At 48.3% G+C, this 19,106-nt stretch carries 22 protein-coding genes; 4 read left to right on the top strand and 18 right to left on the bottom strand.

The genetic code is table 11. The features are described 5' to 3' along the window. Window positions 1–638 precede the first annotated feature (638 nt). Window positions 639–1,217 (top strand): dihydrofolate reductase family protein, encoded by a 579-nt coding sequence (locus B3G15_RS02790; protein ID WP_035398293.1) that lies wholly within the window; start codon window positions 639–641, stop codon window positions 1,215–1,217. 36 nt (window positions 1,218–1,253) lie between these two features. Here the strand turns inward: B3G15_RS02790 and spo0A are convergent, their stop codons facing one another. The 15 genes from spo0A to aroQ form a co-directional block, all read right to left on the bottom strand. Then, window positions 1,254–1,976, bottom strand: a complete 723-nt coding sequence (gene spo0A, locus B3G15_RS02795) for a sporulation transcription factor Spo0A (RefSeq protein WP_035398295.1) — start codon at window positions 1,974–1,976, stop codon at window positions 1,254–1,256. 3 nt (window positions 1,977–1,979) lie between these two features. Further along, complete coding sequence (gene recN, locus B3G15_RS02800; protein WP_290715401.1) at window positions 1,980–3,686, bottom strand: DNA repair protein RecN; 1,707 nt, start codon at window positions 3,684–3,686, stop codon at window positions 1,980–1,982. Window positions 3,687–3,698: 12 nt separating this feature from the next. Continuing rightward, entirely contained in the window at window positions 3,699–4,148 is a 450-nt protein-coding gene (gene ahrC / locus B3G15_RS02805) for a transcriptional regulator AhrC/ArgR (protein ID WP_023467586.1), read from the bottom strand. A 154-nt stretch (window positions 4,149–4,302) separates the two neighbouring features. Further along, window positions 4,303–5,109, bottom strand: a complete 807-nt coding sequence (locus B3G15_RS02810) for a TlyA family RNA methyltransferase (RefSeq protein ID WP_064300283.1) — start codon at window positions 5,107–5,109, stop codon at window positions 4,303–4,305. A 6-nt stretch (window positions 5,110–5,115) separates the two neighbouring features. Continuing rightward, window positions 5,116–7,002 carry a 1-deoxy-D-xylulose-5-phosphate synthase gene (gene dxs, locus B3G15_RS02815; RefSeq protein ID WP_290715406.1) on the bottom strand — a complete coding sequence of 629 codons (1,887 nt, stop codon included), beginning with the start codon at window positions 7,000–7,002 and terminating at the stop codon, window positions 5,116–5,118. A gap of 117 nt (window positions 7,003–7,119) precedes the next feature. Further along, window positions 7,120–7,989 (bottom strand): polyprenyl synthetase family protein, encoded by an 870-nt coding sequence (locus tag B3G15_RS02820; RefSeq protein ID WP_064300285.1) that lies wholly within the window; start codon window positions 7,987–7,989, stop codon window positions 7,120–7,122. Continuing rightward, on the bottom strand, window positions 7,986–8,207 hold the full coding sequence (gene xseB, locus B3G15_RS02825) for an exodeoxyribonuclease VII small subunit (RefSeq protein WP_023467583.1): 222 nt from the start codon (window positions 8,205–8,207) through the stop codon (window positions 7,986–7,988). Before xseB ends, B3G15_RS02820 begins: the two co-directional genes overlap by 4 nt. A 2-nt stretch (window positions 8,208–8,209) precedes the next feature. Then, window positions 8,210–9,532, bottom strand: a complete 1,323-nt coding sequence (gene xseA, locus B3G15_RS02830; protein WP_290715414.1) for an exodeoxyribonuclease VII large subunit — start codon at window positions 9,530–9,532, stop codon at window positions 8,210–8,212. Next, window positions 9,529–10,362, bottom strand: a complete 834-nt coding sequence (folD, locus tag B3G15_RS02835) for a bifunctional methylenetetrahydrofolate dehydrogenase/methenyltetrahydrofolate cyclohydrolase FolD (RefSeq protein WP_082665880.1) — start codon at window positions 10,360–10,362, stop codon at window positions 9,529–9,531. The genes xseA and folD overlap by 4 nt, the downstream gene beginning before the upstream one ends. A 69-nt stretch (window positions 10,363–10,431) precedes the next feature. Further along, entirely contained in the window at window positions 10,432–10,836 is a 405-nt protein-coding gene (gene nusB, locus B3G15_RS02840) for a transcription antitermination factor NusB (protein ID WP_023467580.1), read from the bottom strand. Window positions 10,837–10,956: 120 nt separating this feature from the next. After that, a complete protein-coding gene (gene accC, locus B3G15_RS02845; RefSeq protein ID WP_290715420.1) occupies window positions 10,957–12,309 on the bottom strand; it encodes an acetyl-CoA carboxylase biotin carboxylase subunit in 1,353 nt (450 codons plus the stop codon). A gap of 15 nt (window positions 12,310–12,324) precedes the next feature. Then, window positions 12,325–12,774, bottom strand: coding sequence for an acetyl-CoA carboxylase biotin carboxyl carrier protein (gene accB, locus B3G15_RS02850; protein ID WP_029341092.1), 450 nt, complete (start codon window positions 12,772–12,774; stop codon window positions 12,325–12,327). Between the two features lie 168 nt (window positions 12,775–12,942). Further along, the gene (gene efp / locus B3G15_RS02855) at window positions 12,943–13,509 is read right to left on the bottom strand and encodes an elongation factor P (RefSeq protein WP_023467577.1); all 567 of its coding nucleotides are present in this window, start codon (window positions 13,507–13,509) and stop codon (window positions 12,943–12,945) included. Between the two features lie 35 nt (window positions 13,510–13,544). Continuing rightward, the gene (locus B3G15_RS02860; protein ID WP_290715425.1) at window positions 13,545–14,609 is read right to left on the bottom strand and encodes a M24 family metallopeptidase; all 1,065 of its coding nucleotides are present in this window, start codon (window positions 14,607–14,609) and stop codon (window positions 13,545–13,547) included. Continuing rightward, window positions 14,606–15,052 carry a type II 3-dehydroquinate dehydratase gene (gene aroQ / locus B3G15_RS02865; RefSeq protein ID WP_214857097.1) on the bottom strand — a complete coding sequence of 149 codons (447 nt, stop codon included), beginning with the start codon at window positions 15,050–15,052 and terminating at the stop codon, window positions 14,606–14,608. Before aroQ ends, B3G15_RS02860 begins: the two co-directional genes overlap by 4 nt. A gap of 156 nt (window positions 15,053–15,208) precedes the next feature. On the opposite strand from aroQ, the gene B3G15_RS02870 reads away from it, so the two are divergent. Both B3G15_RS02870 and B3G15_RS02875 read left to right on the top strand, forming a co-directional pair. Next, window positions 15,209–16,141, top strand: coding sequence for a DUF1385 domain-containing protein (locus B3G15_RS02870; RefSeq protein ID WP_064300286.1), 933 nt, complete (start codon window positions 15,209–15,211; stop codon window positions 16,139–16,141). 20 nt (window positions 16,142–16,161) lie between these two features. Next, window positions 16,162–16,563, top strand: a complete 402-nt coding sequence (locus tag B3G15_RS02875; RefSeq protein ID WP_023467573.1) for an SA1362 family protein — start codon at window positions 16,162–16,164, stop codon at window positions 16,561–16,563. A 57-nt stretch (window positions 16,564–16,620) separates the two neighbouring features. On the opposite strand, the gene hpt is transcribed toward B3G15_RS02875, so the two are convergent. From hpt to B3G15_RS02890, 3 genes are all read right to left on the bottom strand, one after another. Next, a complete protein-coding gene (gene hpt / locus B3G15_RS02880) occupies window positions 16,621–17,148 on the bottom strand; it encodes a hypoxanthine phosphoribosyltransferase (RefSeq protein ID WP_290715437.1) in 528 nt (175 codons plus the stop codon). Window positions 17,149–17,298: 150 nt separating this feature from the next. Then, window positions 17,299–17,721, bottom strand: a complete 423-nt coding sequence (gene mntR, locus B3G15_RS02885) for a transcriptional regulator MntR (protein ID WP_035398709.1) — start codon at window positions 17,719–17,721, stop codon at window positions 17,299–17,301. A 24-nt stretch (window positions 17,722–17,745) separates the two neighbouring features. After that, a complete protein-coding gene (locus tag B3G15_RS02890; protein ID WP_290715446.1) occupies window positions 17,746–18,576 on the bottom strand; it encodes a lipoate--protein ligase family protein in 831 nt (276 codons plus the stop codon). A gap of 138 nt (window positions 18,577–18,714) precedes the next feature. On the opposite strand from B3G15_RS02890, the gene B3G15_RS02895 reads away from it, so the two are divergent. Then, a complete protein-coding gene (locus B3G15_RS02895; protein WP_023467569.1) occupies window positions 18,715–19,095 on the top strand; it encodes a rhodanese-like domain-containing protein in 381 nt (126 codons plus the stop codon). Window positions 19,096–19,106: the final 11 nt, after the last annotated feature.

Genomic DNA, 19,106 nt, shown 5'->3' on the forward strand with positions numbered 1-19,106 from the left:
AGCGCGGGACCTTTTACTCATATAAAATTGGTTTCACTTACGGATGAACTCCTCTCATAGTTAGAACTATTCGTGTACTCCAAAACCTTAGGTGTTCCTCTTAATGAAGAGGTAGAAAGAAATCAGATCTGGCTATCGGGCTAACGATAGAATGGTGTTTCAGTTCCATCATCTGACTGTACTCGGGACCTAGGTGGAGCGTAATGTCATCCGCTTGAAGCAGTCAAACATTCGGTTGCTAACAATCACTGCTAGACAACACTCCTTTTCACGAACTGTACTTTTCATTTTAGACGATCCGTTACCTTCCACTTTTCCCTAGCTTCGAAATCATGGAAGCTCCCATTCATTCGAGATTTCTCATCTAGAATGAACAAGATACCTTGGTACGACTTCTACCAAGAGAATGTCGTCCGGCATTCTTGAGCCATTTACAGTTGGCGTTCTGAGATGATGTTCATCAACAGGATTTCCGGAGTCCTTGTCGACTCGACGTTCATCTGACGTCTTGCCAAATCATTTGGTACCTTTATTATAACAAACATTTCAGTTTATGCAATATTTATTTGCAAGCGCTATTATATATTTTTAGCTTTACGGTATGCTATAAGCAGATCGTAATCGAAAGGAGACCCTTCATGCGAAAAATCATCGTATTCGAACATCTATCGTTAGACGGTGTCATTCAAGCACCGAGCGGAAAGAATGAGGATGTGAGCAACGACTTCGAACAGGGTGGATGGACTGCTCCATTTCAACATCCTGAGATTGGTCAGGTCATCCGTGGATGGATGCAAGAGGATTGTTCCCTGTTACTCGGTCGCAAGACATACGAGCAATGGTCAAGTTACTGGCCACTCCACCCAGATATCTGGCCAGTTGCCGATCGTGCCATGAAGTATGTTGCTACGCGTCATACACCACCTATTCTTTGGCAACCGACGACTTATTTGAATCAACCAACTTCTGAACTAACACGCTTGAAACAACAGGACGGACCACCGCTTCACGTCTGGGGGAGTAGTCAACTCGTTCATACGCTTTATCAAGCCGATCTGATCGATGAACTTCGATTGATCCTCTATCCCGTCATCATCGGTTCTGGTAAACGTCTATTTCCCGACAACGGAATGACGCCCGTCACTTGGAATGTCACGAAACGACACACGTTTGATAACGGCGTATTGATCGCTTGCTATGAACGGGATAGGAACTAAAAACACACCGTCTATCATTCAGACGGTGTGTTTCCTTTAACCAGATTGTTCTTGATTCATATGACTCGAAACATACGAGATGAATTCCGAGTTCTTCGGACTTTTCTCTTGTTCGATTCGGCCATTGAAGAGCTCGTGCTGTTGCATCCCTTCGTTCCAGGCGGACTTGATGGCGTGACGCATCGCTCGTTCGACACGAGAAGCCGTCGTTTGGTGTTTCTTCGCGATCGTCGGATAGAGTTCCTTTGTGATCAATCCGAGTAAATCTTCCCGTTCAAGCACCATTAAGACAGCGTCCTTCAAATACGTGAAGCCTTTAATATGCGGAGCAATCCCCACTTCTCGAAGTGTCGTACCGACTTTTAAATCAATCGTTTCGACGATCGGTGCTTGTCCTTGATTCGTCACGAGACGAATTTTTTGAACGAGCTGATCCATGCTGAACGGTTTAAGTAAGAAGTACGATGCTCCGAGGGTGACCGCCTGTTGCGAGACCTCGTCTTTACCGAAGGCACTCAACATGATGACAGCAGGGTTCTTCTTTTTCTTCATCAATTCTTCGAGAACACCAAGCCCATCTAAATGAGGCATGATGATGTCGAGGAGCAATACATCCACTTCGTGTTCTTTCATACGTTCGAGACAACTCTCGCCATTGTAGGCGACGCAAACGACTTCCATGTCTTCTTGCGCAGAGATATGCTGGCGAATCAGTTCGACCATTTCGCGATTATCATCTGCTATCCCGACTTTAATCAATCCTTACACCCCATTTTTAAGCGATTCTTTCATCGTCTTCGCCTGATCCATCAATTCCTCGGCATGGCGTAACGTCAAATCCGTCATATGTGCACCGGAAATCATCCGTCCTAGTTCGTTTCCTCGATCTGACTGAGACAAGACGTTGACCTGTGTCGTCGTACGATCCGTCTCCTCGATTTTCCGAATATAGAGATGTTGATCGGCCATCGAAGCGACTTGCGGTAAGTGCGTAATACAAAGCACTTGTCCGTCTACCGATAAACGATAGATTTTTTCAGCCATCGCTTGTGCGACACGACCCGATACTCCTGTATCGACTTCATCGAAAATGATCGAAGCAACTCCGACCGAGCGCGAGAAGATTGACTTCAATCCGAGCATGATACGAGATAACTCCCCGCCCGATGCAACTTTTCCGAGCGACTTGAATGGCTCTCCCGCATTCGTCATGATGAAGAACTCCACTTGGTCGATTCCGTTCTTGCGTAGCATCGGTGTCTTCCCGTCTTGAAGAAAACGAATTTCAAACCGTGCTTTTTCCATGTAGAGCTCACGCAACTCCAGATGAATCGCTTCGCTTAATTGAACGGCCGCTTTTCGACGCTGTTGCGAGAGACGCCCACCTATCTCAAACAATTCGCCTTCGAGCTGTTCGACTTCGGCTTTTAAGCGTTCAATCCGTTCATCTCGATTCGTCATCGTATCGAGTTCAACTCGAATCTTCTCCCCATACGCGATGACTTCCTCGATCGTCGCCCCGTATTTTCGTTTCAGTTGTTGAAAGACGGATAAACGTTGTTCGATCTCATCGAGTCGATTGGAATCGAACTCAAGTGTTTCGAGTTGATCTCGAATCGCATACCCGACTTCTTCGAGTCCATAAAAAGCGCTTGCGATCGCGTCACTCTGCTGCGAAAACTGTTCGTCGATGCTTGATGCTTGTTGTAATTCACGCATCGCGTCTCCGACAGAGTCGATGCCGCGCATCTCATCATGCAAAGCATCGTACGCTGTCTTTAACGACGCATATAGCTTCTCGAAATTCGCGAGACGATTTCGTTCGACGAGCAACTCGTCTTCCTCATGTGCTCGAAGTTTTGCGCCTTCAATCTCTTCCGTCTGGAACGATAGTAGATCAATCCGTTGAGCGAGTTCTTGCTCACTTTGCGCGAGCGATTGCAGCGCCATCCGTTTTTCTTCATACGCTTGATAACCGGATTGATAGACTTGAAGGAGCGGTGCAATCGTCTCTTGCGCGAAGTCATCGAGAATCGCTTGATGATACGTACTGTCCATTAAATGCTGATGTTCATGTTGCCCGTGCATGTCGACGAGGACACGCCCGAACTCCCGTAAGATCGTCAGTGTGACCAGCTTATTGTTGACGCGACAAACACTTTTCCCGGTCGCGAACAGATCACGTCGTAAGATGATCAATCCATCTTCGATATCGATACCATACTCTTCTGCGAGATCATAGACGAGATGGTCGTCTTCAATCAGAAACAATCCTTCTAGTTCCGCCCGATCTTCCCCGTATCGAACGAATTCCGCGGATCCACGTCCACCAATCAATAAACCGATCGCGTCGAGAACGATCGATTTACCGGCACCTGTTTCCCCAGTCAAGACGGTCATTCCTTTTTTAAAGTCGATCTGTAGCTCGTCAATGATCGCAAATTGTTTGATCGATAATTCAGCTAGCATCCTGTCAACTCCTTACAGCATTTCTAAAATTCGTTCCGTCACTTCTTTCGCTTGTTCCTCACTTCGTGCGATCAATAGGATCGTATCGTCCCCACACACCGTGCCAAGCAGTTCGTTCCAGCTCAAATGGTCCAGTAAGACAGCGACTGCATTCGCATTTCCCGGCAGGACATGCATGACAATCAGATTTTGAGCAGAATCAATCGAGATGAAGCTGTCCCCGAGCAGACGCCGCAATTTCCCGAGTGGGTTGAAGCGTTGGTCGGCAGGTAAGCTGTATTTATAACGTCCATCATTCAACGGGACCTTAACGAGGTGAAGTTCCTTGATATCTCGTGATACCGTTGCCTGTGTCACCTTATATCCTGCATTCCGTAATTCCTCTACCAATTCATCTTGGGTTTCTACTTCCGACTGGGTGATGATCTCCCGAATCTTAATCAACCGTTGCCCCTTTGTCATCCCTGCACCTCACAGTATTCTTCGATGTTACTATTGTAATCCAATAAATCATTAAAAGTCCACGTTTGCCATTTTATTATACGGTTTTCGTCGCTTCGAACAATAAGGAAGACGGACCCATGAACCGGATCCGCCCTCGTTTTCATCTGTTCGTTTAAAGACTAGCATGTGCTTGCTTGACTGTCTCCGTCGCATGGACAGATGGATCAAGTCCTGGTTGACCAAGGCGCGCATGCAATAAGAACTCGATGTTCCCCTCTCCACCAGTAATCGGCGAATAGTCGAGCTGTTTCACATAGAATCCTTGTTGAATGAAGAATTCGACCATCTCCTCGAGGACACGGACATGAATCCGTTCATCACGCACGATGCCTTTTTTACCGATATCATCACGCCCCGCTTCGAATTGCGGCTTGACGAGCGCCATGACATCTCCTCCTTCGACGAGGATCGTCTTCAGCGGCGGAAGCATCAACCGTAACGAGATGAATGACACATCGATCGTCGCAAACTGCGGCGCAACAGGGAACATGTCTGGTGTCGCATGCCGGAAGTTCGTTTTCTCCATCACCGTCACACGGTCATCCGAGCGAAGCTTCCAGTCCAGCTGATTGGAACCGACATCCAGCGCATACATATGTGCTGCTCCATTTTGTAAGGAGCAGTCGGTAAAGCCACCCGTTGACGATCCAATATCGAGACCTGTTTTACCCGTGACATCGAAATCGAATACTTGAAGTGCCTTTTCCATCTTGAAGCCTCCACGACCGACATAAGGCATCAACTGACCTTTGACGTGCAGATCGATGTCCGACTTGACCTTCTCACCGGCCTTCTCTAATCGTTCCGTACCACTAAAGACCAGTCCAGCCATGATCGATCGCTTTGCTTTTTCACGCGTTTCAAACAAACCGCGCTCGACGAGAAGAACGTCGAGGCGGATTTTTTTTACATTTTCCATGAATCGTCACACACTCTGTTTCTTTCCTTGATTGACGAAAGCGCGTACTTCTTCTGCGATTTGTCCAGGTAATAATCCGATTTCTTCCAGTAATTCGTTCACACCGCCATGCTCGATATACCAATCCGGAATACCAAAGCGTTTGACGCGCGGGAATGCTTCCTGCTCGTTCGCATGCTCAAGGACAGCTGATCCGAATCCACCTTTTAAGACGGCTTCTTCGAGCGTCACGAGTGGAATGCCTTCTGCGTAAAGGGCATTCAGCATCTTCTCATCAAGCGGTTTGATCGTCCGAGCATTGATGACACGAACCGACAGTTCGTCTGCTAGGAGATCCGCGATTTTGAGCGCATCTTGTACTTGTGGTCCAAACGCAAGGATCGCGACGTCCGTTCCTTCACGTTCGACTTCCCATGTATCAAGCGAAATTTCATGCGGTGTCTCGTCCATTGGTACACCGATACCTTCTCCACGTGGGAAACGAACGGCGATTGGTCCTTCATATTTGACGGCCGAATAGAGCAAGTGTTGCAGTTCGTTCTCATCCTTCGCCATGACGATCCGGATGTTCGGTACGTGACGCATGAAGGCAATATCGAAGACGCCTTGGTGTGTTTCACCATCTGCGCCAACGAGACCTGATCGGTCAATCGTAAACGTCACATCTAGATTTTGACGCGCCACGTCGTGAACAAGCTGATCGTATGCACGTTGGAAGAAGGTCGAGTAGATCGATACGACAGGTTTCATGCCTTGCGTCGCCTGACCAGCTGCAAATGTCACAGCATGTTGTTCTGCAATCCCGACGTCAAACATCCGCTCTGGGAATTCTTTTTCAAAACAATCGAGTTTTGAACCGACGCTCATTGCTGGCGTGATCAACGTCAGCTTTTCATCATCGCGTGCCATCTTCGTCAAAGTATCCGCTACCGTAAAGGAGTAACTAGGTGCTTTTGATTTTCCTTTAATGACTTCGCCAGACTCCATCTTGTATGGTCCAAGACCATGCCACGTGCCGACGCCATCGAACTCTGCCGGACGATAGCCTTTCCCTTTTTTCGTGATGACATGAAGCAGGACAGGACCTTCTTCTTTTTTCACGTAATTGAGCTGTTCGATTAAATCATCAAGATCGTGCCCATCGACTGGACCATAATAGTTGAAGCCGAGCTCTTCAAAGAACATGCCAGGAACAAGTGCGCCTTTAACGGCTTCCTTCAACTTCTCGCTTCCTTTTTCAAGGCGTCCGCCAATGACCGGAATCTTTTTGATCAACGTTTCAAGCTCGTCTTGGGCAAAACGCACTTTACGTGATGAACGAATTCGTCCAAGCATTTGATGCATCGCCCCAACGTTTGGTGCAATCGACATCTCGTTATCGTTTAAGATGACGATGACGTTTTGTTGTTCTGCTCCAATATGATTCAATGCTTCGAGTGCCATACCACCTGTCAAAGCACCGTCACCAATGATCGCGACTGCACGATCACTCTTACCGCTCAGTTCGTTCGAAACAGCAATCCCCATTGCTGCTGACAAGGACGTCGAGCTGTGTCCTGTCTCCCAGACGTCATGCACACTCTCATTGCGTTTCGGGAACCCACAGAGTCCTTTGTGCTGACGGAGCGTATCAAACTGGCTCGCTCGTCCTGTCAAAATCTTATGCACGTATGCTTGGTGCCCGACATCCCAGACGAACTTGTCATTCGGACTGTCGAATTCACGATGCAACGCAAGCGTCAACTCGACGACACCGAGGTTCGGTGCCAAGTGTCCACCTGTCGTCGCTAATTCTTCAATCAAAAAGCGTCGAATATCGCCTGCGAGTACTTCGAGTTCGGAGACCGACATACGCTTTAAAAATGACGGATCCTGTATTTCTGTCAATTTCATACCTTACCGCCTCTTTTCCTTACAATCTTATAGGGTTTGTACCCTACATTGTACTAGAACAATCTATCGAGCGCCATTGTCAGCATAGAAAAAGACGACGCAGATGCGTCGTCCTGCTTAATGGTCGCGCTTGACCACGAAGTCGAGCAGTTCCTTAAGTGTCGTCGCTTCGACTGATAATGCATCAATCGCTTGTTCCGCTGCTTCCACCTGAGCTGTCAGTGCGCGTTTCGCTCCTTCAAGACCCAGTAATTTTGGATACGTTGCTTTTTCGTTCCCTTCGTCGCTACCAACCGGTTTGCCGATTTTTTCAGCATCTCCCGTCACGTCCAAGATGTCATCTTGGATTTGGAATGCGATTCCGAGATGGCGACCGTATTGCTTCAAGTGCTCAAGATCCGTCGAGCTGACCGAGGCAAGCAAACCACCCGCTTCGACTGCAAAGACGAGGAGTGCTCCTGTTTTCCGACGGTGAATCGACTCAAGCTCCGCTACGTCATTGATGCCGCCACGCTCACCGAGCATATCGTCGAGCTGACCACCGACCATACCCGTAGCACCAGCCGCTGCTGCTAACCGTTCGACAAGTGCAAGCTTCACTTCTGACGAAGCTGGTGTCTCAAGAAGACAGCTGAAGGCGTTCGTGAGCAAGGCATCTCCTGCTAAAATCGCTGTCGCTTCATCAAAAGCGATATGATTAGTCGGACGCCCTCGACGCAAATCATCATCGTCCATTGCGGGAAGATCATCGTGAATCAGTGAGTATGTATGAATCATCTCAAGTGCCGCAGCAGTCGCGTCACCTTTTGAACGATCGATGGAAAAAGCATCGAGTACCGCATAAATCAAGGCTGGGCGAATTCGTTTCCCACCCGCATCGAGTGAATACCGCATCGAATCGCGTAAACGATCCGGTGCGTCGAGTCGCTCCATGAACTCTTCCATTTTGTTTTCGACTTGTGTCTTCCACTCATTCAAAGCAATCATTGCGCTCCTCCTTTTTCCCGAAGCGTACCATCTTGCTCCAGGATTTGATCGAGTTTTTTCTCAGCAACGGATAACTTTCCTTGGCAGAGGGCTGTCAGTTTGACGCCTTCTTCATATAGAGCCATCGCTTGTTCAAGAGGAGCTTCGCCCTCTTCAAGTAACGTGACGATTTCTTCTAATCGCTCCAGTGCTTCTTCAAAAGATTGTTCCGTCTCCATTCTTACTCCCCATCCTCTCGTTTAGCACGAATCGTTCCATCATGGAATCGGATATCGAACGAAGACGCTGTCAATGCCTTCGCGGAACGGACGATTTGTCCATCCTGTTCGACATACGTATAGCCGCGCATTAGAACATGCGTCGGACTGACGGAGTCGAGTCGCGCGAGCACATGACGCACTTGTTGTTGCTTGGATTGCAAGAGTCGACGCACGATTTCGAGTCGACGCCGTGATTGTTCAATCGTCGCTCGTTGTTGCACGAAGCGATCCCGCATCGGCACACGCCTTAAGCGTGTTTCAAGACGCTCCACCTGTTGCTGGTGTTGCGCTACTACTTGCTTGATCTCCTTTTGGAGTGACATCTCTGCCCGGTCTAGTTGCTCCTGCTTCAGTCCGAGTAGGACGCGTGGTGATTTCAGACCGTAGCTCGCGGCAAGCCGTGTCACTTGCTCTTGTTTACTTTTGAGGAGTTGTGCATACGTTCGTTCTAAACGTCGCTCTACATCCTGCACACGTCGAGTGAGTGCCTCTGCTTCCGGAGTGACGAGTTCTGCCGCTGCCGTTGGTGTAGCAGCACGAACGTCGGCGACGAAATCACTGATCGTAAAATCCGTTTCGTGACCGACAGCAGAGACGATCGGAATGCGTGATTCAAACACGGCTGTCACGACAGACATCTCATTGAATGCCCACAGCTCCTCAATCGAACCACCACCACGACCAATAATCAACACATCACAGGCATCATGCTCATTCATCAGCTGAATGGCACGACTGATTTGTGGTGCCGCGTCCGCTCCCTGTACAAGGACCGGGGCGAAGACGATGGCCGCTTGCGGATAACGGCGCCGGAGTGTCGTTGCGATATCATGAAGCGCTGCTCCTTTTGGCGACGTGATGATCCCGATTCGCTCGGGAAACGCTGGCAACGATTGTTTGATGGCTGGATCAAACCAGCCACGCTCTTCAAGATCCACCTTCAAGCGTGAGAACGCCTCATATAGCGCTCCTACACCATCTTCCGTCATCCGTTCGACATAGAGTTGCATCTCTCCAGAAGAGACATAGACGGATAAGCGCGCGGTGACGACGACACGCATTCCATCGCGAACGTCTGCTTTGACTCGACTCGCATCCCGGGCAAACATGACGGCTTTCATCCGTGACTGCTCGTCCTTCAACGTAAAATAAAGGTGACCGGAAGAGTGTCGTTTAAAGTTCGACACTTCTCCCACCACCTGGACTTGTTGCAGAAGGGCGTCGCCTTCTAGTTCACGTTTGACATAGTGGACTAAATCGGAAACGTGAAGAGGTTCGCTCATCGCGCAGCCTCGATCGTGTTATGCAGTAGCATCGTGATCGTCATCGGACCAACGCCACCCGGAACAGGTGTAATCATCGATGCAACGTCTTGTACCGTATCAAACTCGACATCACCGACGAGTTTGCCATCGACACGGTTGACACCAACGTCAATGACGACAGCATCCGGTTTCACCATATCCGCCGTAATCAGCTTCGGTACGCCGACTGCGACGATCAAGATATCCGCTTGACGCGTCATCGCACCGAGATCTTTTGTCTTGGAATGACAATAGGAAACGGTAGCTGATTCATTCAAGAACAACATACCGACGGGTTTACCGACGATTTGGCTACGACCGACGACAACGACGTGTTGACCGGCAATCGGTACGTTCATCTCTTTGACAAGATGAAGAATACCGTTTGGTGTACACGGTAAAAATGTCGGTTCACCAATCATCATTTTCCCGACAGAGACAGGATGAAAACCATCGACGTCCTTTTCAGGAGAAATCGCAAAAATGACCTTACTCTCATCAATGTGGTCAGGCAACGGCAATTGGACGAGAATCCCATGGACACTCGCATCAACGTTCAGACGTTCGATCAAGTGAAGAAGCTCTGATTCCGTTGTTTCTGCCGGAAGTCGGATCAACTCCGAATCCATGCCGATTTCCTTCGCCGCCTTTTCTTTACCACGTACATAGGACTGACTAGCAGGATCTTCGCCAATCAGGATGACAGTCAATTGCGGTTGAATCCGCTGTTCTTTCAGACGTGCGACTTCTTCTTTCAGCTTCATACGATATGAATGGGCTACCTGTTTTCCATCGATTACTACTGCCATGATTTGTCCACTCCCCCAAAAAGTTCGATTCACTCTTCTGTCTGTTTGTCTCTATTCGGTTTTACACGTTTATGAATTTTCTTTGACGACGCCTTGTGCGACCTTACCGAGAACACCGTTCACGATTTTTGTCGCTTCTTCGTCAGCAAACGCCTTCGTCAATTCAATCGCTTCGTTGATCGTCACTCGAACTGGAATGTTCGTTTCGAATAACAATTCGTAGACGGCTAAGCGAAGAATCGTCCGCTCGATGTTTCCGAGTCGTTCGAATGACCAGTTGACCAGTGCTTCTCGGATGTGTTGGTCAATCGTTGCTTTGTTCGTTTCGACACCGTTCACCAATTGCTCGACGAATGTGTCATATTCCTTACCTTCTACCGCGAATTCAATGGCCTCTTGTGCAGTCAGATCCGAAAGCTCCATTTGGAACAAAGATTGGACTGCGAGTTCGCGTGCCATGTGTCGTTTCATCATGATTTTGCGTGCTCCTTTTTTTGTCGTTCTCAATCAGTTAGTTTAGCACATTCCTCTTTTAAAAAACATAGAGAACGCCAAAAAAAGACGGGAGTTCGTCGCACAAACTCCCGTCCTGATTCAGTTAACGATCGTACCTTTTAGCTCACGCTCTGCGAATTTCGTCGTGAACGTGCCACGCCGGAATACCGGGTGACTGAGAACACGTTCGTGGAACGGGATCGTCGTCTTGACACCTTCGATCCAAAATTCAGCTAGTGCACGTTCCATCTTCGCACATGCTTCTTCCCGTGTTTCCGCATGGACGATCAACTTCGCAACCATCGAGTCATAATATGGTGGAATCATATATCCTGGATAGACCGCGCTATCGATGCGCACACCCATTCCGCCTGGTGTCACGTATTGTGTGACGCGTCCAGCAGACGGACGGAAATCATGGTCTGGATCCTCGGCATTGATTCGGCATTCGATCGAATGACCGTGGAACTTGATATCCTTTTGTTTGACGGCAAGCGGATGATCGAGCGCCACTTGCAATTGTGCTTGAACGAGGTCGAATCCAGTGATCATCTCCGTTACCGGGTGTTCGACTTGAATGCGCGTGTTCATCTCCATGAAGAAGAACTCTTCCGTCTCTTCGACGAAGATGAATTCGATCGTTCCAGCTCCCGTGTATTGAATCGCTTTTGCGGCTTTTACGGCAGCCTCGCCCATTTTTAATCGTGTCGCTTCACTGACCGCAGGTGATGGCGCTTCCTCGATCAGTTTCTGCATCCGACGCTGGACGGTACAATCCCGTTCACCGAGGTGAATGACATTCCCGTGACGGTCAGCGAGGACCTGTACCTCGACATGGCGGAATTCTTCGATGAAACGTTCTAAATAGACATCCCCGTTTCCGAAAGCTTGTTTTGCTTCACGGCGTGTCTCACTTAGCCCGTTGATCAGCTCTTCTTCCGAACGAGCGACCCGAATCCCTTTACCTCCACCACCTGCTGTTGCTTTGATGATGACCGGATAACCAATTTCTTGCGCCAGTGCGAACGCTTCTTCGTCCGTGACCGTTCCATCTGAACCAGGTACGACAGGCACACCACACTCGATCATCGTTTTCTTCGCAACGTCCTTGATTCCCATCTGACGGATCGCATCCGACGTCGGACCAACGAACTTGATCCCGCACGCTTCACACATCTCAGCAAAATCGACGTTCTCGGCTAAGAAACCATAACCCGGATGGATCATCGTCACTTGACGGTTCGTTGCGATCGCAAGGATATTCGTAACGTTTAAGTAGGATGAAGCAGAACTCGCCTCACCGATGCAGTACGCCTCATCGGCTAAACGAACGTGTAGGGCTTCTTTATCCGCTGTCGAGTAGACAGCAACGGTTTGTATTCCAAGTTCCTTTGCCGCTCGAATGATGCGGACGGCGATTTCTCCACGGTTGGCAATCAATAATTTTTCCATGCTGTTCACCCCCGTTTACGGACGGATCCGGAAGAGTGGTTGACCAAATTCAACGAGATCTCCATCGGCGACAAGAATCTCGACGACCGTTCCAGATACTTCCGAGTTTAAGTTATTGAAGAGTTTCATTGCTTCAAGGACACAAACGATCTGACCCACTTCAATCTGATCACCGACTTTGACGTATGCCGGCTTATCTGGATTCGGACGCGAATAAAACGTTCCGACCATCAAGGCATTGATCGTGACCGTATCATCCGCAGTCGCCTCTTCCTCGACTGGTGCTGCCGCTTGCTTCACAGGAGCAGGCGCCGCCACTGGAGCAGCAGGTGCTTGATGCGAGACCGTCACTGTTTCTCCTTGTTTCTTCAACTTTAATTTATACGTATCCGTCTCGAGTGAGAGTTCATTTACACTCGACTGATCGAGCATTTCGAGTACTTGTTTCAACTGATCGATTTTCATCTGTCATTCTTCCCCCATCTATGCTGTATTCACAATTATTATACCAGGTGCTAATGCCTACTCAAATACTTATATTAACTGGTCATACCATTGGATGCAAGTCAAGCTGAATGAAAAAAGACGTCTCTCGACCTGATAGAAGGTGAGAGACGTCTTGTCGTTTCAATATTATCCGTTGTAACGACCTGTGAAATCACCTGTACGTGTATCAACCGTTACTTTTTCGCCTGCTTCGATGAAGAGTGGGACTTGAATGATATGACCTGTCTCCACTGTCGCATTTTTCTTGACGTTCGAAGCTGTATCACCCTTAACGCCAGGCTCTGCTTCAACGATCGTCATGACGACTGTGTTCGGTAATTCAAGACCGAGGATTTCGCCGTTGTAAACCGCGATTTGAACTTCCATGTTTTCAAGCAAGTATGGAAGAGCTGCTTCGACTTGCGCCGTCGTCAATTCCAATTGCTCATACGATTCTGTGTCCATGAAGACGTAAGTCTCGCCCATTGGGTAAAGGTATTGCATCTTGTTACGCTCGATGTGTGCACGCTCGACACGCTCACCACCACGGAATGTCATCTCTTGGATGTTTCCGTTACGGATGTTACGCATTTTCGTCCGAACGAAAGCTGCCCCTTTACCTGGTTTAACATGTTGGAATTCAAGTACTTGCCAAATCATACCGTCTGAAGTCTTAATCGTTAATCCTGTTTTTAAATCGTTTACTGATACCATGAATGGTTCCTCCTAAAATGTCCCGTCACTCTGAATTAGAGAGTGATCAGTTCTTTTGGTGAAGACGAAAGAATTTCTCGACCTGTTTCCGTGATCAAGACGTCATCTTCAATCCGGCATCCGCCAACTTGCGGCACGTAGATACCTGGTTCGACCGTAACGATCATGCCTGGTTCAAGTTTCGTCTCAGAGCGGAACGACAAGCCAGGTCCTTCATGTACTTCTAGACCAATACCGTGTCCCGTCGAGTGACCGAAGTACTCACCGTAACCTGCTTCTTTGATGATATCACGTGTCAACGCGTCCGCTTCGATCCCAGTGATGCCTGGTTTTAAGCCGTCGACACCCGCTAGTTGCGCTTGTAAGACCGTATCGTAGATTTTCTGCAACTCGGCATTGATCGGACCGACTGCGACAGTCCGTGTGATATCTGAAACATAACCGTTCAAGAGCGCTCCGAAATCAAGCGTGACGAGTTCACCTGTCGCAATGGCCTTCGAGCTGGCAACACCGTGCGGCAAGGCAGAACGATAGCCCGATGCCACGATCGTATCGAAAGAAGAAGACGTCGCTCCATGCTTACGCATGAAGAATTCTAGTTCATTTGATACTTCAAGTTCCGTTCGTCCTGGTTGAATGTACGTCAAGATGTGTTGGAAGGTCGCGTCTGCGAGCTCCACCGCTTCCTTAATCATCTTAATCTCTGACGAATCCTTAATCAAGCGTAGGTTTTCAATGATTCCTGTCGTCGGAACAAGCTCGATTGCCGAAGCTTGATCGTATGCTTCAAAAGCACCGAGTGTCATCGCATCCTTTTCGACACCAACCGCGCGAACACGCGCTCCTGCCATCAATTCGCCCATTGTCTCTGGAATCGAACGTTCGATTTGAACGATCTCCATTCCTTTGACTTGGTCTGCCGCTTGCTCCGTGTAACGGAAATCCGTCACGAAGTACGCTTGCTCTTCTGTTACGAGACATGCACCGCTTGAGCCCGTGAAGCCGGAAATGTATCGAATGTTCTCTGCCTTCGTGACGAGTAATCCTGGAAGGTCCCGTTCCTTTAAAGCTGCTTGTAACGCCTCGATCCGTTGTTTCATGATTGATTTCCCCCTTGTTCCGATTGTTGTAAAGCTTGGAGTGCCTCCGTTGCCAGACGATATCCCGTCATGCCAAGTCCAGCGATGACTCCTTGGCAGACAGGTGCAATCATCGAGTGATGCCGGAAGGATTCACGTGCATGGACATTCGATAGATGGACCTCGATGACGGGCGCTTCGATTGCAGCAATCGCGTCACGTAACGAGATACTCGTATGCGTGTAGGCAGCCGCATTGAAGACGATGCCGTCCGCTCCCCGTTCCTCGTGAAGAACATCAATCAGTCGTCCTTCATGGTTCGATTGTTCAAACCGAAACTGAATGTTCGGAAAATAAGTGCGAAGGTCGTGTTCTAAGTCGGCTAATGTCGCCGTTCCATATGTATCCGGTTCGCGTGTTCCGAGTAAATTCAAGTTTGGTCCGTTTAATATCAAGACACGCAAAAAAACACCTCCTCGAATTCCTTTTCATTGTATCATAACCCGATTTCCGACTCCTAAAGATTACCTCGTTTTGACGAGTCGAACATAGTTTTTTTGTCGTAAATCAAGTACACTGACGATACACCTAATTTTAATGAAGACGGGATGCGTTCTATTATGAAAACGACTAATCCGCCGGTCGGTGGTCAAGCCATCGTCGAAGGCGTCATGTTCCAAAATGCGACCCACGCGGTCTCTGCGATTCGTCGAAATGATGAGTCGATCGAGACGTTCGCCCAACAAAAGCCGGTTCGACCACGAATCGCTAAAGGTAAAAAAATCCCACTTCTGCGTGGCTTGTTTGCTTTAATGGAGTCCTCAGCGAATGGCGCCAGTCATATGAACTTCGCAAGTGACCGATACGGTGTCAAACCTGGTGAAGAAGAGCCGGAAGAAACGACTGCCAGCCCTTTGACGAAATGGCTCGGCGTAGCTGTCGTCGGGATCCTATCATTCTTCTTCGGTAAATTACTCTTTACGTTACTACCTGCTTTCCTTGCGTCACTATTCGATGTGTTCCCTGCTTTATCGGGACATGTCATTCAAAATGTCATCGAAGCAACAATCAAATTAACGCTTTTGTTCAGTTACCTCTACGTGATTTCATTGACTCCGCTCGTCAAACGACTCTTTCAATATCACGGTGCAGAGCATAAGGTCATCAACTGCGTCGAATCAGGACGCCCACTCACGGTCGAAAACGTTCGCGTCAGCAGTCGTCTTCATTACCGTTGCGGCTCGAGTTTCTTGATCTTCACCGTCATCGTCGGATTTTTCGTCTATCTGATCGTGCCAACGGATCCGCTTTGGTTGCGTCTCGTCTGTCGGATCGCCTTATTACCGGTCGTCATCGGTCTTTCATTTGAAGTGTTACAGCTGACGAATAAAGCGCAGCACATCAAAGGACTTCGCGTCATCGCCTTGCCTGGCCTATGGTTACAATACTTGACGACGAAAGAACCGGACGATGCACAGATCGAGGTTGCGATTTATGCGTTTGAAGCATTGGAAAAACAGGAACATAACCTACATGAGAATGCACTGGGTTAATCGATAACAGGGGTGATATTATGATCAGACAACGCATTGGTTCTACATTTGCACTCGTCGTGTTACTGTTCGCTTTTGTCGGCTTCGGATATAAACTCGTCAATAATCCAAGTAGTCTGTTTTCACAATTGCTGTTCTTCGGGATTACCGCCGGGATCATCTTCTTGCTCTTTAAGTTCCTGACTCGTAATCGAAGCGTCGGAACGGGCGCAAATGCTCAGTACCGAAAATCCGTCGCTCAATCAAAAAAAATGCATGGCTCTTCGAATTCTGTTCGCCGGACAGACTTTAAGAAAAAACCGGTCAAGTCTTCAAAAGCGCCGGCATCGAATAAAGTCAGACCGTTGCGCGATCGTTCAAAAGCGCCTCATCTGACAGTGATCGAAGGAAAAAAAGGCAAAAAGAAAAAACGTGCTTTTTAATTTCAGAAGTACATTAAAAAGGAGATTCGTCATGCGACGAACCTCCTTTTTTCGTGTTCAATCCGTTTCGACCCAACCGATATACGGTAGATTGCGATATTCCTCCGCACAATCGATTCCGTACCCAACAACGAAGTAATCCGGAATCTCGAAACCGACATAGTCTGCGTCGAGTTCTACTTCACGACGTGCCGGTTTATCAAGCAATGTACATACTTTGAGAACTCCGGGTTGATGCAATTTCATGTGATCACATAAGAAATGGAGCGTCCGCCCTGTGTCGATGATATCTTCGATGACGACGACATATTTCCCTTGCACATCGAGATCGAGATCTTTCTTCAACTGAACACGCCCGGAAGAGACGGTCTTTGTTCCGTAAGAAGAGCACGCGATTGTATCAATTTGAACGCTTCCTTTGATTTCGCGCATCAAATCCGCAGCAAAGACCATCGACCCTTTCAACACGACGACGAGAACGATTTGACGCCCAGCCGCATCCACTTCGATCTGTTGTGCTAATTCACGAACCTTTTCTTTCAGTTGTGACTCCGACACTAATTTTTCTTTAATCGTGATTTCCATGACAAGGTGCGAACACCCGCCACCCCCTTCGTCCATTTTCAGGCTCAGTATAGCATATCTAACTTAAAATGCGCACTTTATCATAAAAATGTAATGGATCGTTCGTGTTTGAGAACTTTTTTTTAGCAAGGAACTATAAAAAAACAAGCCTCAATCCTCTGGATGGGCTTGTTGATAGCGATGCAGTTCCTCTTTCAAACCAGGACGTTCCGCAAAGAACTGAATCATTCCGTTAATCTTATCCAACGCTTCGATACTAATATGATGCTCGATTCCTTCGACATCCTTATAAATCAGTTCTTCATCCACACCAACGAGACGAAGAAAATCTTCAAGTAAGGCGTGTCGTTCCACGAGACGCTTTCCGATTTTGCGTCCTTTAGGTGTCAGCATGAGACCCCGATACTTTTCGTAAACAAGGTACGTCTCCCGGTCGAGTTTTTGAACCATCTTCGTTACCGAGGACGGGTGAACTCCTAACGACTCCGCTATATCCGATACGCGGGCATATCCCTTATCTTCAATCAGTTTATAAATTTGTTCCAAATAATCTTCCATACTCGGAGTTGGCACGACATCACCTTCCCATTTCATTCATTAGCGTTTCCAGTTCCACTCATCACTACGGTATTTCTCGGCAAGACGCTCAATCTCCTGCCACTGCTCACTCGTGAATGTCAACGGAACGAACGACAAATCAAGCGCCTCTTCGAAGCCTTTCGTGAACGCTTCTCGTACCTCGTCAAATGCGACAGCGTGACCTGCTAGCTCATTCAAAGCGACAGCTTTTCCTGAAAAACGCGCTTTCATCCGCTCGCGCGTCGACTCATCATCATACAAGAAACAATCAAACAATTCACCTTCATCGACAGAGAGTGGGACCGAACCGTGCTGTAAGACAACGCCTTGATGGCGGACTTGTGCACTTCCTGCGACTTTCCGTTTTCCTACAGCGAGTTCATAATACGATGCTGCATCAAAACAGACGGCTGATTTCGGCTTCCGTAATTCTTCTTTTTCCTCTTCCGTCAACGGAACGGAAAATTCGACCGGAATGCCGAGGTGATGGTATCCTTTGCGAATCCCTTCCGTCAACATCCGATAACTTTCGATGACCGTGCGTGGTAAACCTTCTGTATCTTCCGGGATGACGACACTGTATGTCAACTCGTCTGCATGCAAGACAGCGCGCCCTCCTGTCATCCGACGCACGATCGGAATCCCGAGCTCTGCAATCCGCTCTCGATCGATATCACGGGTTGCCCGTTGAAAATGACCAACACTTAATCCACGTGGTTCCCATGAGTAAAAACGAAGCGTCGGTGCGATCTCCCCCCGCCCGACGAACTGAATCAATGCTTCATCGATTGCCATGTTCATTGCCGGCTCCATCGCCGGCGTCGTCAACACTTGCCACTCTCTGTTCACTTGAGCACCCCCAAAACGTTTCCGTCTTAGTGTATCAAACCCATTCTCGGTCGCGCAATCACGAGTCGATTGCCGAAATCGATTTCGTTGACTATAATGAAACAGAGGTTAAACGAACGAAGGGGTTGGAAGTCGAATATGGAAACTGGAACTATCATTACGATCGTATTATGGGTCGCGCTGATCGCCTACATCGCTTGGCGTTTCATGCCGGTCAAAGGCATCACGAAATTGTCGCAAGAAGAATTCCGTGCGAACTACCGTAAAGCACAAATCGTCGATGTTCGCGAAACACAGGAATTCAAAGGCGGACACATCGTTGGTGCCCGTAACATCCCGGTCAGCCAAATGAAGATGCGCTCGAAGGAATTACGAAAAGACATGCCGATTTACTTGTATTGTCAAGGGAGCATGCGTTCTTCACAGGCTGCAAAAGTCTTGAAAAAAGCAGGCTATACGAATCTGTATCAGTTAAAAGGCGGATTCAAGCAGTGGTCAGGAAAAATCAAACGGAGCTAATGCTTCGTTTA

It is taken from the genome of Exiguobacterium sp. UBA1053 (assembly GCF_002316465.1).
Taxonomy (GTDB): Bacteria; Bacillota; Bacilli; order Exiguobacteriales; family Exiguobacteriaceae; genus Exiguobacterium_A; species Exiguobacterium_A abrahamii.